Origin of the sequence: Streptomyces broussonetiae (assembly GCF_009796285.1) — a bacterium.
In the GTDB taxonomy this organism is placed as follows: Bacteria; Actinomycetota; Actinomycetes; order Streptomycetales; family Streptomycetaceae; genus Streptomyces; species Streptomyces broussonetiae.
In genome coordinates this window covers 1,014,070-1,026,564 of record NZ_CP047020.1, presented here as the reverse complement: position 1 = coordinate 1,026,564, position 12,495 = coordinate 1,014,070, and the positions used below count along the sequence as shown (strand labels likewise).

Genomic DNA, 12,495 nt, shown 5'->3' with positions numbered 1-12,495 from the left:
TGGTACGGGCGGAGCTGGACGAACGCCGCCACGGACCTGATCGTCCGTCACCAGCCCGTGAACAAAAGGTGGTTGAGCAGCAGGGCAAGCACGGCCTGGGCGGTCAGCCAGGCGCGGGGGCGGGGCAGCAGGGCGCAGGCCGGGAGCAGCCACAGGGCGAACGGCAGCCAGATGCGTTCCGTCTCCGCCTTGCTCATGCCGGAAAGATCGGCGATCAACAGGGCGAGCAGGGCGGCCGTCACGAGGAACGCGAGGCGGGTATGAGCCGCGGCGGGCCGGGCGGGCCGGGCGGGCCGGGCGGGCCGGGCGGTCCGGGGGGCACGGCCGCGGAACAGTGCGCCGGCCGTGCGGCGCAGGCCCGCCGCCGTGGCCGGTCCGGTGATGATCGCGGTACAGGCCAGGTTGGCCCACACCCAGTAGCCGTAGGGGCGAGTGCCGCCCACGCCCTGGTAGTAGCGCGTGATGAGCAGGTGGTAGGCCTGCCACCAGTTGAACCCGGCGAGTGCGAACACCACCGGGACCACGGCGAGTCCGGCGAGCAGGGGCAGGATCAGGGCGGGGCGCTCGCGGAGTCCGGCGCGGCCGAGCACGAGCACCGCCGCGCCGATCAGGGCGAAGAGCGTGAGGCCGTAGGAGAGGTAGCAGGTGAGCCCGAACAACAGGCCCGAGGCCGCCGCGCACCACAGGGAGCGGCGCGTGACGGCCAGCGCGAGCAGGGCCACGGACCAGGCGGCGACGGCGGCGAAGTAGCCGTCCGCGGAGACGCCCTGCCACACGGCGGCCGGGGCCAGGACCAGGAACGGAGCGGCCCGGCGCGCGAGCTTCTCGTCGGTCAGCGCACGCAGGCCGGTCAGCACGGCCACGCACCCCGTCGCCGCGACGACGATGACGAACAGGCCCGCCCAGCCGCCCCCGTGCAGGCCGATCCGGTCCAGCAGGACGAAGGTGAGCGTGGCGGCCGGCGGATGCCCGGCGATGTGCGCGGGCCAGGGGCGGGGGGTGCCGTCGACGATGTGGTGGGTGAAGTCGCGCAGCGTGGCCGGGATGTCGTGGAAGCGCCCGATGACCGTCAGGTACTCGTTGGTCGTGGTCAGCCTTCCCGCGATGCCGCGCTGCCAGCCGTCGATCCACGCGAGGGAGAAGATCCAGGCCAGGGCCGTCGCCCAGGCCGCCGCGAGCAGCGCCCGCCAGGGCAGCCGGGCGGCGAGGGCGGGGCCGTACGCCACGGTGGCCGCCGCCACCGCCAGGGCCGCCGGAGTGCCGGGGCCGATGTGCGGGTCCCAGTCGGCGAAGACCGGCGGCCAGTGCACGAACAGGGTGTGGCGGGTGTCCTGGATGTGCCGGCCGACCAGGACGGCCGTCGTCACGAGCAGGGTGGCGGCGAGGACGGCGTACAGATCGCGGCGCAGGTCACGGTGGAGGAAGCGGATCACACGGGAACGCTAGGCCGCAGCACAGGCGTGTGGCCGCCGTCCGGGCCGGACGTCAGTGTTTCGTCATGGGTCGCATCCCCTTTTCCGGGCCTTTTCCTGCCTACGGTCGGGACATGCGCGACCATCCTCGGCTTCCCACCTCCCCAGGCTTCTGGCGCAGCCCGCTGCGCGGCACCTGGTTCACCGCCGTGCTCGGCCTCGTCCTGCTGGTCGGCGTCACCGTGCTGTTCGTGACCGGCCTGGTGTCGTACGCCGCCTACAACCCGGGCCTGTCCCGGGTGAACGACATGACGCCGGACAAGGGTGCCCTCGGCTTCTACCTCTTCGCCTGGCCCGCGAGCCCGGTGTGGCTGTACCGCTTCACCCAGGGCCTGCACGTCACGCTCGGCATCACCCTGATCCCGGTGCTGCTGGCCAAACTGTGGTCGGTGGTGCCGAAGCTGTTCGAACTGCCGCCGGTCCGCTCCGTCACGCACGGGCTGGAACGGATCTCGCTGCTGCTCCTGGTCGGCGGCGGGCTGTTCGAGTTCACGACCGGGGTGCTCAACGTCCAGCTGGACTACGTCTTCCCCGGCTCCTTCTACCCGCTGCACTTCTACGGCGCCTGGGTCTTCTTCGCCGCGTTCGTGGCCCACGCCGTGCTCAAGACCCCGACCGCGGTGCGTGCCGTGCGGCACCGGCTGCGCGAGGGGAGCTACCTGGAGTCCCCGAGCCCGGACGCGCCCACCGTCTCCCGGCGCGGCGCGCTCGGGCTGGTCGGCGGCGGCTCCCTGCTGCTGTTCCTGACCACGGTCGGGCAGACCCTGGGCGGCCCCTTCCGGCGCACTGCCCTGCTGGCGCCGCACGGCACGGCCGATCCCGGCGGCGGCCCGAACGGCTTCCAGATCAACAAGACCGCCGCCTACGCCGGGATCACCGAGGCCGACACCCACGAGGACAACTGGCGCCTCGTCGTCACCGGCCGGACCGGCACCGTCCGGCTCAGCCGCACCCAACTGCTCCAACTTCCCTTGCACAGCTCGTCGTTGCCCATCGCATGCGTGGAGGGATGGTCGACCGCCGACCAGTGGTGGCGCGGGGTACGGCTGCGCGACCTCGCGGCGCTCGTCGGGTACGACGGCGATCCGCCGGACGTGCTCGTGGAGTCGCTGCAACGTCACGGCGCCTTCCGCCGCGCTGCCCTGCGCGCCAACCAGGTGGCCGACGGGCGCTCCCTGCTCGCCCTGTCCGTCAACGGCGAGGAACTGTCCCCCGACCACGGCCACCCGGCGCGGATCATCGTGCCCGCGGCACCCGGCGTGCTCAACACCAAATGGGTGGCCCGGCTGACCTTCGGAGACCTGTGATGCCGCGACCCGTACTGCCGCGCCCCGTGCTGCCGCGCCGCATCCCCCTCGGCAGCCCCGTCCAACTGCTGCTGCTCGCCTGCTCGTTCACGCTCGCCGTCTACGCCGGAATCCGGCTGTTCACCGGAGACTGGTTCGGGGTGGCGCTGTGGATCGTCGGCGCGGCCCTGCTGCACGACCTCGTCCTGGTGCCGCTGTACGGGCTGGCGGACCGGCTCGTCCTCGGCCGTCTCGGGGCGGCCGGGCGGCGCGGCCGGACGCCGTACGTACGGGTCCCCGCCGCGCTGTCCCTGCTCCTTCTGCTCGTGTGGTTCCCGCTGATCAGCGGGATGACGGCCGAGCGCTACCGGCTGGCCACCGGACTCTCCCCGGACGGCTTCCTCACCCGCTGGCTGCTGATCACCGCCGTCCTGTTCGGCGGCTCGGCCCTGTTGCTGGTGCTGCGGCTGCGCAGGGCGGCGAAGCAGCGGCCGCCGGCCTCCCACTGAGCCACCGGCCGCCAGCCCGCCCGGCGCGCGTAGCGCAGCAGGGCGGGCGTGCCGAGGCGCGCCCAGGGAAAGGCCGCGCCGCGCACGGTGGTCGCGGCCCCGGCCACCACCTCGACCCGGGCACGCTCGTCGACGTGTCCCGGTACGGTCTCGGCGATCAGCAGACCGCCCGGGCGCAGCAGCCGGGTCACCCGCTCGAGCAGGGCGGCCGGGTCCCCGCCGATGCCGATGTTGCCGTCCATGAGCAGCACGGTGTCCCAACGGCCCTCGCCGGGCAGCGGCTCGAAGACGGAGCGGCGCAGCGCCGTACCGCCGAGCTGTCCCGTGTGCTCCACGGCGGCCTCGCTGACGTCGACGCCGAGGACGGTACGGCCCTGGGCGGCGAGTTCCGCGACCAGCCGGCCCGGCCCGCAGCCGACGTCCAGGACCGCGCCCTCGCAGCGGTCCAGCACCGCCAGGTCGACGGGATCGGCCCGGCCGCACCAGCGCTCCACCTCCAGCGGCAGGAGCCAGCCGTCGGTGCGGCGCAGGAACAGCGGGCCCCGGCCGGCGCGCAGGGCGTCCGCGTAGGGGTCGGCGGTGGCCCAGGCGACCGAGCCGCTCATCGCTGGCCGACCGGCGCACAGCGGGCCAGCCGCGCCGCGAACCGTCCGTGCGGGGCCAGCGCGGCGACGGCGCGGGCGTCGTCGGCGGTGTCGACGTCCCGCAGCCGCGGCAGGTCGCGCACCCGCAGCCCGGCGCAGACCAGGCGGTCCCGCTGCACGGCCCCGGTCAGCGGCGTCGACATGGGCACGCCCCGCAGCAGCGCGGGATCGGGCGCGGCGAGCCCCAAAGCCCAGAAGCCGCCGTCCTGCGCCGGGCCGAACCATGCGTCGCAGCCCGCGAAGTCCACGGTGAGCAGTTCCGGTGTGACCTGAGGGGTGTCCATGCCGATGAGCAGTGCCGGGCCCTCGCAGTGCGCGAAGGCGTCCGCCAGCCGCTCGTCGAGCCCGCCCGCGCACTGCGGGAGCACCTCGAAGCCCGGCGGCAGCCAGTCGCCCGGCGTGCCGTCCAGGACGAGGACGCGCCGGGTCGCCGGCGTGGCCGCCACCGCGAGCAGGGTGTCGGCGAGGGCCGCCTCGGCCAGGCGTGCCGCCTCCTGCGGGGTGAACGGCGGGGTCAGCCGGGTCTTGACCCGCCCCGGCAGCGGTTCCTTGGCGATGACGAGCAACGTGGTCACCGTACGAGCCCCCTCTCGGCCGGGGCCTCGGCCAGCACACGGCTCATGTCCCGCACGGCCTGCCAGGTGCCACGCCAGGTGCCGGTCACCTTGGAGGCGCCGGTGCGCGGCCGGTAGGGCACGTCGTGCTCGGTGATGCGCCAGCCTGCGTCGGCCGCGCGGACGACCATCTGCAGCGGGTAGCCGCTGCGCCGGTCGGTGAGGTCCAGCTCGAGCAGTGCCTCGCGGCGCGCGGCGCGCAGCGGGCCCAGGTCGTGCAGGCGCAGCCCGGTGCGCCGGCGCAGCATCCGGGACAGCGCGAGATTGCCCGCCCGGGCGTGCGCGGGCCAGGCACCCCGCCCCTGCGGCCGGCGCCGGCCGAGCACCAGATCGGCCGCGCCGTCCCGGACCTCCTGTACGAAGGGTGCGAGCAGCGTGGGATCGAGGGAGGCGTCGCAGTCGCAGAAGCACACGATGTCGCCGGTGGCCGCGGTCAGCCCGGCGTGGCAGGCGGCGCCGAAGCCGCGCCGCGGCTCGTGCACCACCGTCGCACCGAGCGCGCGGGCGATGTCGGGAGAGCCATCGGTGGAACCGTTGTCGACGACGAGGGCGCGCCAGCCGGCCGGGATCCGGCCGAGCACCCAGGGCAGGGCCTCGGCCTCGTCCAGACAGGGCAGCACCACGTCGACGTCTGTGGAAGTGGTCGTCACGGTTTTCACCCTACGAACGCCAACCGGGCAAATCAGACTCCCGGACCTTACGAAACGCGGACGCCGGACCGGGTGCCCCGACGTCGCCGACCCGGTGGTGCGAGGCTGGAGGCATGCAATCGCCGTACCCGCCCCTCGGGGCCGAAGCCGCAGGCCAGGCGGCCCGGATTCTCGTCGTCGACGACGACCCGACCGTCGCCGAGGTCGTCACCGGATACCTGCACCGGGCCGGCTACGTGGTCGACCGCGCCGACGACGGCCCGACGGCCCTCACCCGAGCCGCCGCCCACCGGCCCGACCTCGTGGTGCTCGACCTGATGCTGCCCGGCATGGACGGCCTGGAGGTGTGCCGGCGGATGCGGGACGGCGGCCCCGTGCCGGTCATCATGCTCACCGCCCGCGGTGACGAGGACGACCGCATCCTGGGCCTCGAGGTCGGCGCCGACGACTACGTCACCAAGCCCTTCAGCCCCCGCGAACTGGTCCTGCGCGTGGAGTCGGTACTGCGCCGCAGCCGTCCCGCAGGCACGGGACACCGGCTCGCCGCGGCCGGACTCGCCGTCGAACCCGAAGCCCGCCGGGCCACCAAGAAAGGTGCCGAACTCGCCCTCACCCTGCGGGAGTTCGACCTTCTGGCCTTCTTCCTGCGCAACCCCGGCCGCGCCTACAGCCGCGAGGACCTGATGCGGGAGGTCTGGGGCTGGGACTTCGGTGACCTGTCCACGGTCACCGTCCATGTCCGCCGACTGCGCGGCAAGGTCGAGGACGACCCGGCCCGCCCCCGGCTGATCCAGACGGTCTGGGGCGTCGGCTACCGCTTCGAGCCGGACGAGGCGGTGTCCTGACCATGCGTGCCACTGTCCTCATCGCCCTGTACGCCTTCGCCGGGGCCGCTGCCGCGGGGGTGGCGGGAGCGGGCGTGCTGCGCCTGATCCGACGGCGCTCGCTCACCGCCTCCGTCGCCGTCGTCGCTGCGGTCGGTGTGGGCGCGATGCTCGCCGGCACGCTCGCCGTGGCCTGGGCGATGTTCCTGTCCTCGCACGACCTCACGGTGGTCACCACCGTCGTCGCGATGGCGGCCGTGGTCTCCCTGGCGACCGCGTTGCTCCTGGGGCGCTGGGTCGTCGCCCGCAGCCGTGAACTCGCCGACGCCGCCCGCTCGTTCGGCGACGCCGGCGCCTTCGCCGCCCCGAGCGTCCCGGCCACCGCCGAACTCGACGCGCTCAGCCGGGAGCTGGCCGCCACCAGTGCACGGCTCGCCGAGTCGAGGGAGCGGGAGCGGGCGCTGGAGAAGTCACGGCGCGAGCTGGTCGCCTGGATCTCCCACGACCTGCGCACCCCGCTGGCCGGACTGCGCGCCATGTCGGAGGCGTTGGAGGACGGTGTGGCCGCCGACCCCGACCGCTACCTCAAACAGATCCGCACCGAGGTCGAGCGCCTCAACGACATGGTCGGCGACCTCTTCGAACTCTCCCGCATCCACGCGGGAACCCTCCCGCTGAGCCCCGCCCGGATCTCGCTCTACGACCTCGTCGGCGACGCGCTGGCGGGAGCCGACCCGCTCGCCCGGGAACACGGGGTGCGGCTGGTGGGCGACGGAGTCGAGCCCGTGCCGGTGGAGGTGGACGCCAAGGAGATGACCCGGGTTCTCGGCAATCTCCTGGTCAACGCCATCCGCCGCACCCCGGCCGACGGCACGGTGGCGATCGCCGCCGCGCGCACCGCCGACGCGGTGGTCCTGTCCGTCACCGACGGCTGCGGCGGCATTCCCGAGGAGGACCTTCCCCGAGTCTTCGACACCGGCTGGCGCGGCACCGACGCCCGCACGCCCCCGGCCGGCGCGGGGCTCGGCCTGGCCATCGTCCGCGGCATCGTGGAGGCCCATCAGGGCCGGGCCAGTGTCCGCAACATTCCCGGCGGCTGCCGCTTCGAAGTGACGCTGCCCATTCCAACGTCCTGAGCCCCAGGCGCCGTTCCCGAACCCGCTGTGACTCTTCCCCCGCTGGTCGCGGCTGCGGTCCGGCGGGCGGGGTGGCACCCCCGGTACTGGCGTCGCTGTGCCTGGACGGCGGCACGCACGGCCGGCTGCTGCTGGGCGGGGTGTTGCCCGGCGCGGGCCTCGTGGCACCGTCGGCGGTTGGCCGGGCGCACCGTCCGCACCGGTGCGGGACGACTTCGTGACCTGCCGAGCGGGCGCGCCCGGTCACACCTCGCGCAGCGCGGCCCGTGCGAACTCCCGCATCCCCTCCGCGAATCCGACCTGCGGCTTCCACCCCAGTTCGGCGCGCAGCCGGGAGGAGTCCGCGGTGATGTGCCGTACGTCCCCGAGCCGGTACTCCCCGGTGACCACGGGCTCCGGCCCGCCGTACGCGTCGGCCAGCGCCCGGGCCATCTCGCCGACGGTGCGGGGCTCACCGCTGCCGGTGTTGTACGCCGCGAGGGTGCCCGGTGCCGTGTCCGCCTCCAGCGCGGCCACGTTCGCCTCCGCGACGTCCCGGACGTGGACGAAGTCCCGCCGCTGCCGCCCGTCCTCGAACACCCGGGGGGCCTGGCCGCGCGCCAGTGCCGAGCGGAAGAAGGACGCGACCCCGGCGTACGGGGTGTCGCGCGGCATCCGGGGCCCGTACACGTTGTGGTAGCGCAGGGACACCGCCGACCCGCCCGTGCTGCGGGCCCAGGCCGCGGCGAGGTGCTCCTGGGCCAGCTTGGTGGCCGCGTACACGTTGCGGGGATCGGCCGGGGCGTCCTCGCCGACCAGGCCAGGGCTCAGCTCCGCCCCGCAGCGCGGGCACGTGGGCTCGAACCGGCCCGCGTCGAGGTCGGCGACGGTCCGCGGTCCGGGCCGTACGACCCCGTGCCGCGGGCACGCGTAACGGCCCTCGCCGTACACCACCATCGAACCCGCCAGCACCAGACGCCGTACACCCGCCTCCGCCATGGCCGCGACCAGCACGGCCGTGCCGAGGTCGTTGCGCGAGACGTACTCCGCCGCGTCCGCGACGCCGTTGCCGAGCCCCACCATCGCCGCCTGGTGGCAGACGGCGTCCACTGCGGCCAGCGCCCGGGCGACGGCCGCCGGGTTGCGCACGTCCGCGCCGGGATCCTCCCGGACGTCGTACACGACCGGCTCGTGCCCGCTCGCGCGCAGCGCCTCGACGACATGGGACCCGATGAACCCGGCACCGCCGGTGACCAGTACACGCATACGTTCACGCTAGCCGCGCACGGGCCCGTGACCCCGTGACGCGGCCAGCACGTCACGACTCCGTAAGGGGCGGACGCCGCGCGGTGCGGCACGGAGTCCTTGCCGAACCTCCGGAGGGAGCAGGGGCGTTGGCAATCCCGGATGGGTGAGCGTTTCAAGAATCTTTGTCAACAACGTTGACTCAGGGGTCGGCCACCCTCACATTACTTTTCAGTAGTACCTAGCGGTAACCCCCATGACACCGCACCTCCCCCCGCTCTGAGCCGCCGTTTTCTCGCGCACCAGCACACGCGCGGGCCCCGTCCTGCCCGCCTGCTTTCGTGTCCCCACCCCGAGAAGAGAGAGCACCCGCCCATGCCCACGCCTGCCCTGCGCCGCGTCACGGCCGCGGCCTCCGCACTCGCCGGGGTCCTCGCCCTCGGCCTCACCGCCACACCCGCCCAGGCGGCGACGCCCCTGAACTACGCCGCCCTCGGCGACAGTTACAGCGCCGCCTCGGGTGTCCTGCCCATCGACGTCAGCAACCTGCTGTGCCTGCGCTCCACGGCCAACTACCCCCATGTCGTCGCCGCCCGTACCGGGGCCCGGCTGACGGACGTCACCTGCGGTGCGGCCGAGACCAAGGACTTCACCGCGTCCCAGTACCCCGGGGTCGCCCCGCAGGCGGACGCCGTCACCTCCGACACCGACCTCGTGACGATGACCATCGGCGGCAACGACAACGGCACCTTCATCAACGCCATACTGGACTGCGGCACCGAGGGGATCCTCAGCGCGGGCAAGGGCAGTCCGTGCAAGGACAGGTACGGCACGTCCTTCGACGACGCGATCGACACCAACACCTACCCCGCGCTCAAGAGCGCGCTGAACGCCGTACGGGCCAAGGCGCCCGATGCCCGGGTGGCGGTGCTCGGCTACCCGTGGATCACACCCGCGACGGCCGACCCGTCCTGCTTCGCCCAACTGCCGGTCGCCGAGGGAGACGTGCCCTACCTGCACGCCCTGCAGGCTCACCTCAACGCCGTCGTGCAGCGCGCCGCCGCGGAGACCGGAGCCACCTACGTGGACTTCTCCCAGGCCTCAACGGGACATGACGCGTGCCAGGCCATCGGCACCCGGTGGATCGAGCCGCTCCTGTTCGGGACGAACATCGTGCCCGTCCACCCCAACGCGCTCGGCGAGCAGCGCATGGCCGAGCACACCCTGAGCGTTCTCGGCCTCGGCTGACCCGAGCCCGCCTGGCTTCAGGCCCGCGCGCCGCCGTCGACCGGGAGCACCGCGCCGGTCACGAAGGAGGCGCGGTCGCTCAGCAGCCACGCGGCGGCCTCGGCGATCTCCGCCGGGTCGGCCGCGCGGCGCAGCGGGGTGAGGGCGGTGAGCCGGTCCTGGAGGCCGGGGGACTCCCCCTCCCAGGCCCGGATCATCCGAGTGAGCGTGTTGCCGGGTGCGATGGCGTTGACCCGGATGCCCTCGGGACCGTACGTCACGGCGGCCGACTCGGTCAGGCTGTTCACCGCCCGCTTCATCGCACCGTACGCGGGCAGTTCGGGGTTGCCCCGCAGGCTGCCGACGGACGAGTTGTTGACGATGGCGCCCGTCCCGGCGCTCGCCCGGATGGCGGCGACCTCGGCGGCCATGGCCAGCCAGACGCCCTTGAGGTTCACCGTGTACACACGGTCGAAGCCGGCCTCCGGCAGCGCGTCCATGGGGCCGGGCGGCTGGATCGTCCCACCGTTGTTGAAGGCGATGTCGAGACGGCCGTATCGGTCCACCGCACGGTCCACCGCGGCCCGCACGCTCGTCGCGTCGGCCAGGTCGCACACCACGTACTCCGCGGTGCCGCCCGCCGCCCGGATCTCCTCGGTGACCGCCTTCAGCTGTGCCTCCGTACGGGCCGCGAGCAGCACCCGGGCACCCTCCCGGGCGAAGAGCCGGGCCGCGGCGGCGCCGATCCCGCGTCCGGCACCGGTGACGAAGGCGACCTTGCCGGCCAGCAGGCCGGGACTGGTCGAGGCAGGTGTCTCCCTGTGCATGTTCTCCATGAGAGGGAGCCTGTGCGGGTGAGCCGGGCACATCCAGGCACCGGCAGTACCTGGCTCGGCCGCACGCCACCCGCGCACACTGAAGGTGTGGACAGAGCAGAACTGGCAGCATTCCTGCGCAGCAGACGGGAGCGGATCAGCCCCGCCGACGTGGGCCTGCCCGCCGGGTCGCGCCGCCGCACCCCGGGGCTGCGCCGCGAAGAGGTGGCGCAGCTGGCGTACATCTCGACCGAGTACTACACCCGGCTGGAGCAGGCCCGCGGCCCGCGCCCGTCGCGCGAGGTGCTGACCGGGCTCGCCCGGGCCCTGCGCCTGACGGACGCCGAACGGGACCATCTGCACCTCCTGGCCGGCGCCCCGCCCGGCCCGCCGCCCGGACCCTCGCGCGAGGTGCGGCAGAGCATCCTCGACCTGGTCCACCGGCTGCCGCAGTCCGCCGCCTTCGTGACCTCCGCCATGATGGAGGTGCTCGCCTGGAACGACCTGGCGGCCGCCCTGATGGAGGACTTCTCGGCCCTGCCACGGCGTGAGCGCAATCTGGCCCGCCGCGCCTTCCTCGGGCCGCACACCGAAGGACGGCGGCTGTACGGCGTCTCCGACGCCGACGCGTTCGCCCGGCACGCGGCCAGGCGCCTGCGCACGGCCGCCGCCCGCTATCCGGACGATCCCGAGGTGGCCGCGCTGATCCGCGAACTCCTCGACGGCAGTGAGGAGTTCGCGCGACTGTGGGCCCTGCACGAGGTGGACGTGACGCCCACCCTGCGCAAGACGTTCCAGCATCCGCTGGTCGGACCGGTCACCGTCAACTGCGATGCGCTCGACCTCGCCGACCGGGACCAGCAGGTCGTGATCTACACCGCCGTTCCCGGTTCGCCCGCCGAGGAGGCGCTGCGGCTGCTGTCCGTCATCGGCACCCAGAGCATGGACGCGCCCCGCTGATCAACCCGTCCCGCCGTGGCCGCGCGGTCAGCTCCGCTGGAAGAACTCCACCTCGGCGACCGCGACATGACGGTGCCCGGTCAGTCCCGTGACCTTCCGCAGCACCAGCCGCACCTTCACCACCTTGTCGATCCCGGTCTGGACGGTCTGCGTACCCGGCTTGTCGCTGAGGTCGATCTCCTTGCGGTGCACCGTCCCGTCCGCCGATGTCACCTCCAGGTCCATCTCGAGCGCCCGGGCCTCACTGTGGTACTCCTCGGGCTCCGTCGACGCGCCGTTCGTGATGATGAGGTCGACCAGGCGGAATGGCTTGCCGAAGGTGTACGTGATCGTGGCCCCCTCCCCGGGCGTGCCCCAGTAACGGTTGTTGAGCCCGTCCGTGGTGTTCTTCGCCGGATGCCCGGGCACCTCGGCACTGGCGTCCACGCGCACCGGGGTGACCGCCTTGGTGCCGCTGAGCTTGTCCCGGGTGTCCTCGAACAGGGCACGCCCTGCGGGCAGCAGGAAGAAACCGGCCACGCACAGCGCCACGATCACGGCCAGGATCACCAGGAAGCGGATTCCCCGCCCGGAGCCGGCCCGCACCTGCCGCCGGAACGGCCAGACCGTGCGCCACCAGGGCAGCGGAGCCCGGTCCTGCGCCGGGACCAGCGGGCTGGCACAGCGACGGCAGAACCGGCGGCCCGGCGGGTTCGGTGTGCCGCACGCCGGGCACGGCAGCCCGGACACCTCCTCCTGCGCCGGGACCTGCCGTACAACGGGGCGCGGCGCGACCGGCTTCGCGGGCTGCACGGGCACGATCGTCTCGGGCTCGGGCTCGGGCTCGGGCGGGGGAGCCGGAACCCGTGGGGCGGGGCGCACGGGCGCGGCCGGGGCGGGGGCGACGGGCGGCGTCCCGGCGGCGGTGCCGGGCCCGGGCGTGCGGGACGTGGCATCGTCGCCGCCCCGCGCATCGTGCTCCTCGCCGCCATTGCCGGCCGTGCCCGCCGAAGTCCCGTCACTGCCTGCTTCTTCCGGTGAACTCCCGCCTGCGGAACGGCCGTTGTCCTCCTGAAGCGGCCCCCCGGCCAGAGCCGCCGGGGGCGGGTCCACCGAAGTCACGGGCTGTCCCGGTGCGGCGGCTCCGGTGCCGGG

At 73.9% G+C, this 12,495-nt stretch carries 12 protein-coding genes; 5 read left to right on the top strand and 7 right to left on the bottom strand.

Features of this window, described 5'->3' with window-relative positions:
• Window positions 1–47 precede the first annotated feature (47 nt).
• The gene (locus GQF42_RS04975; protein WP_158918002.1) at window positions 48–1,433 is read right to left on the bottom strand and encodes a hypothetical protein; all 1,386 of its coding nucleotides are present in this window, start codon (window positions 1,431–1,433) and stop codon (window positions 48–50) included.
• Between the two features lie 113 nt (window positions 1,434–1,546).
• Between GQF42_RS04975 and GQF42_RS04970 the strand changes: the two genes are divergently transcribed.
• The gene (locus tag GQF42_RS04970) at window positions 1,547–2,779 is read left to right on the top strand and encodes a molybdopterin-dependent oxidoreductase (protein WP_233273241.1); all 1,233 of its coding nucleotides are present in this window, start codon (window positions 1,547–1,549) and stop codon (window positions 2,777–2,779) included.
• 343 nt (window positions 2,780–3,122) lie between these two features.
• Here the strand turns inward: GQF42_RS04970 and GQF42_RS04965 are convergent, their stop codons facing one another.
• Genes GQF42_RS04965 through GQF42_RS04955 form a run of 3 tightly spaced genes read right to left on the bottom strand, consistent with a single transcriptional unit; the run spans window position 3,123 to window position 5,184 of the window.
• Entirely contained in the window at window positions 3,123–3,872 is a 750-nt protein-coding gene (locus GQF42_RS04965; RefSeq protein ID WP_233273240.1) for a class I SAM-dependent methyltransferase, read from the bottom strand.
• Window positions 3,869–4,486, bottom strand: a complete 618-nt coding sequence (locus GQF42_RS45650) for a TIGR04282 family arsenosugar biosynthesis glycosyltransferase (protein ID WP_158917996.1) — start codon at window positions 4,484–4,486, stop codon at window positions 3,869–3,871. The genes GQF42_RS04965 and GQF42_RS45650 overlap by 4 nt, the downstream gene beginning before the upstream one ends.
• Window positions 4,483–5,184: a glycosyltransferase family 2 protein gene (locus tag GQF42_RS04955; RefSeq protein ID WP_158917994.1), complete on the bottom strand. Its 702-nt coding sequence runs from the start codon at window positions 5,182–5,184 to the stop codon at window positions 4,483–4,485. The genes GQF42_RS45650 and GQF42_RS04955 overlap by 4 nt, the downstream gene beginning before the upstream one ends.
• Window positions 5,185–5,288: 104 nt before the next feature.
• Between GQF42_RS04955 and GQF42_RS04950 the strand changes: the two genes are divergently transcribed.
• Together GQF42_RS04950 and GQF42_RS04945 are read left to right on the top strand one after the other, a co-directional pair.
• Complete coding sequence (locus GQF42_RS04950; RefSeq protein ID WP_158917992.1) at window positions 5,289–6,020, top strand: response regulator transcription factor; 732 nt, start codon at window positions 5,289–5,291, stop codon at window positions 6,018–6,020.
• A 2-nt stretch (window positions 6,021–6,022) separates the two neighbouring features.
• On the top strand, window positions 6,023–7,135 hold the full coding sequence (locus tag GQF42_RS04945) for a sensor histidine kinase (RefSeq protein WP_158917990.1): 1,113 nt from the start codon (window positions 6,023–6,025) through the stop codon (window positions 7,133–7,135).
• Window positions 7,136–7,378: 243 nt separating this feature from the next.
• Here the strand turns inward: GQF42_RS04945 and GQF42_RS04940 are convergent, their stop codons facing one another.
• Window positions 7,379–8,380 (bottom strand): NAD-dependent epimerase/dehydratase family protein, encoded by a 1,002-nt coding sequence (locus tag GQF42_RS04940; protein ID WP_158917988.1) that lies wholly within the window; start codon window positions 8,378–8,380, stop codon window positions 7,379–7,381.
• 354 nt (window positions 8,381–8,734) lie between these two features.
• Here GQF42_RS04940 and GQF42_RS04935 point away from each other — a divergent pair, with 354 nt between their 5' ends.
• Complete coding sequence (locus tag GQF42_RS04935; RefSeq protein WP_158917986.1) at window positions 8,735–9,607, top strand: SGNH/GDSL hydrolase family protein; 873 nt, start codon at window positions 8,735–8,737, stop codon at window positions 9,605–9,607.
• A gap of 17 nt (window positions 9,608–9,624) precedes the next feature.
• Here GQF42_RS04935 and GQF42_RS04930 read toward each other — a convergent pair whose 3' ends face one another.
• Complete coding sequence (locus GQF42_RS04930; protein ID WP_158917984.1) at window positions 9,625–10,422, bottom strand: SDR family NAD(P)-dependent oxidoreductase; 798 nt, start codon at window positions 10,420–10,422, stop codon at window positions 9,625–9,627.
• 87 nt (window positions 10,423–10,509) lie between these two features.
• Between GQF42_RS04930 and GQF42_RS04925 the strand changes: the two genes are divergently transcribed.
• On the top strand, window positions 10,510–11,361 hold the full coding sequence (locus GQF42_RS04925) for a helix-turn-helix transcriptional regulator (protein ID WP_158917982.1): 852 nt from the start codon (window positions 10,510–10,512) through the stop codon (window positions 11,359–11,361).
• A gap of 27 nt (window positions 11,362–11,388) precedes the next feature.
• On the opposite strand, the gene GQF42_RS04920 is transcribed toward GQF42_RS04925, so the two are convergent.
• Window positions 11,389–12,462, bottom strand: coding sequence for a zinc ribbon domain-containing protein (locus GQF42_RS04920; RefSeq protein WP_233273239.1), 1,074 nt, complete (start codon window positions 12,460–12,462; stop codon window positions 11,389–11,391).
• Window positions 12,463–12,495: the final 33 nt, after the last annotated feature.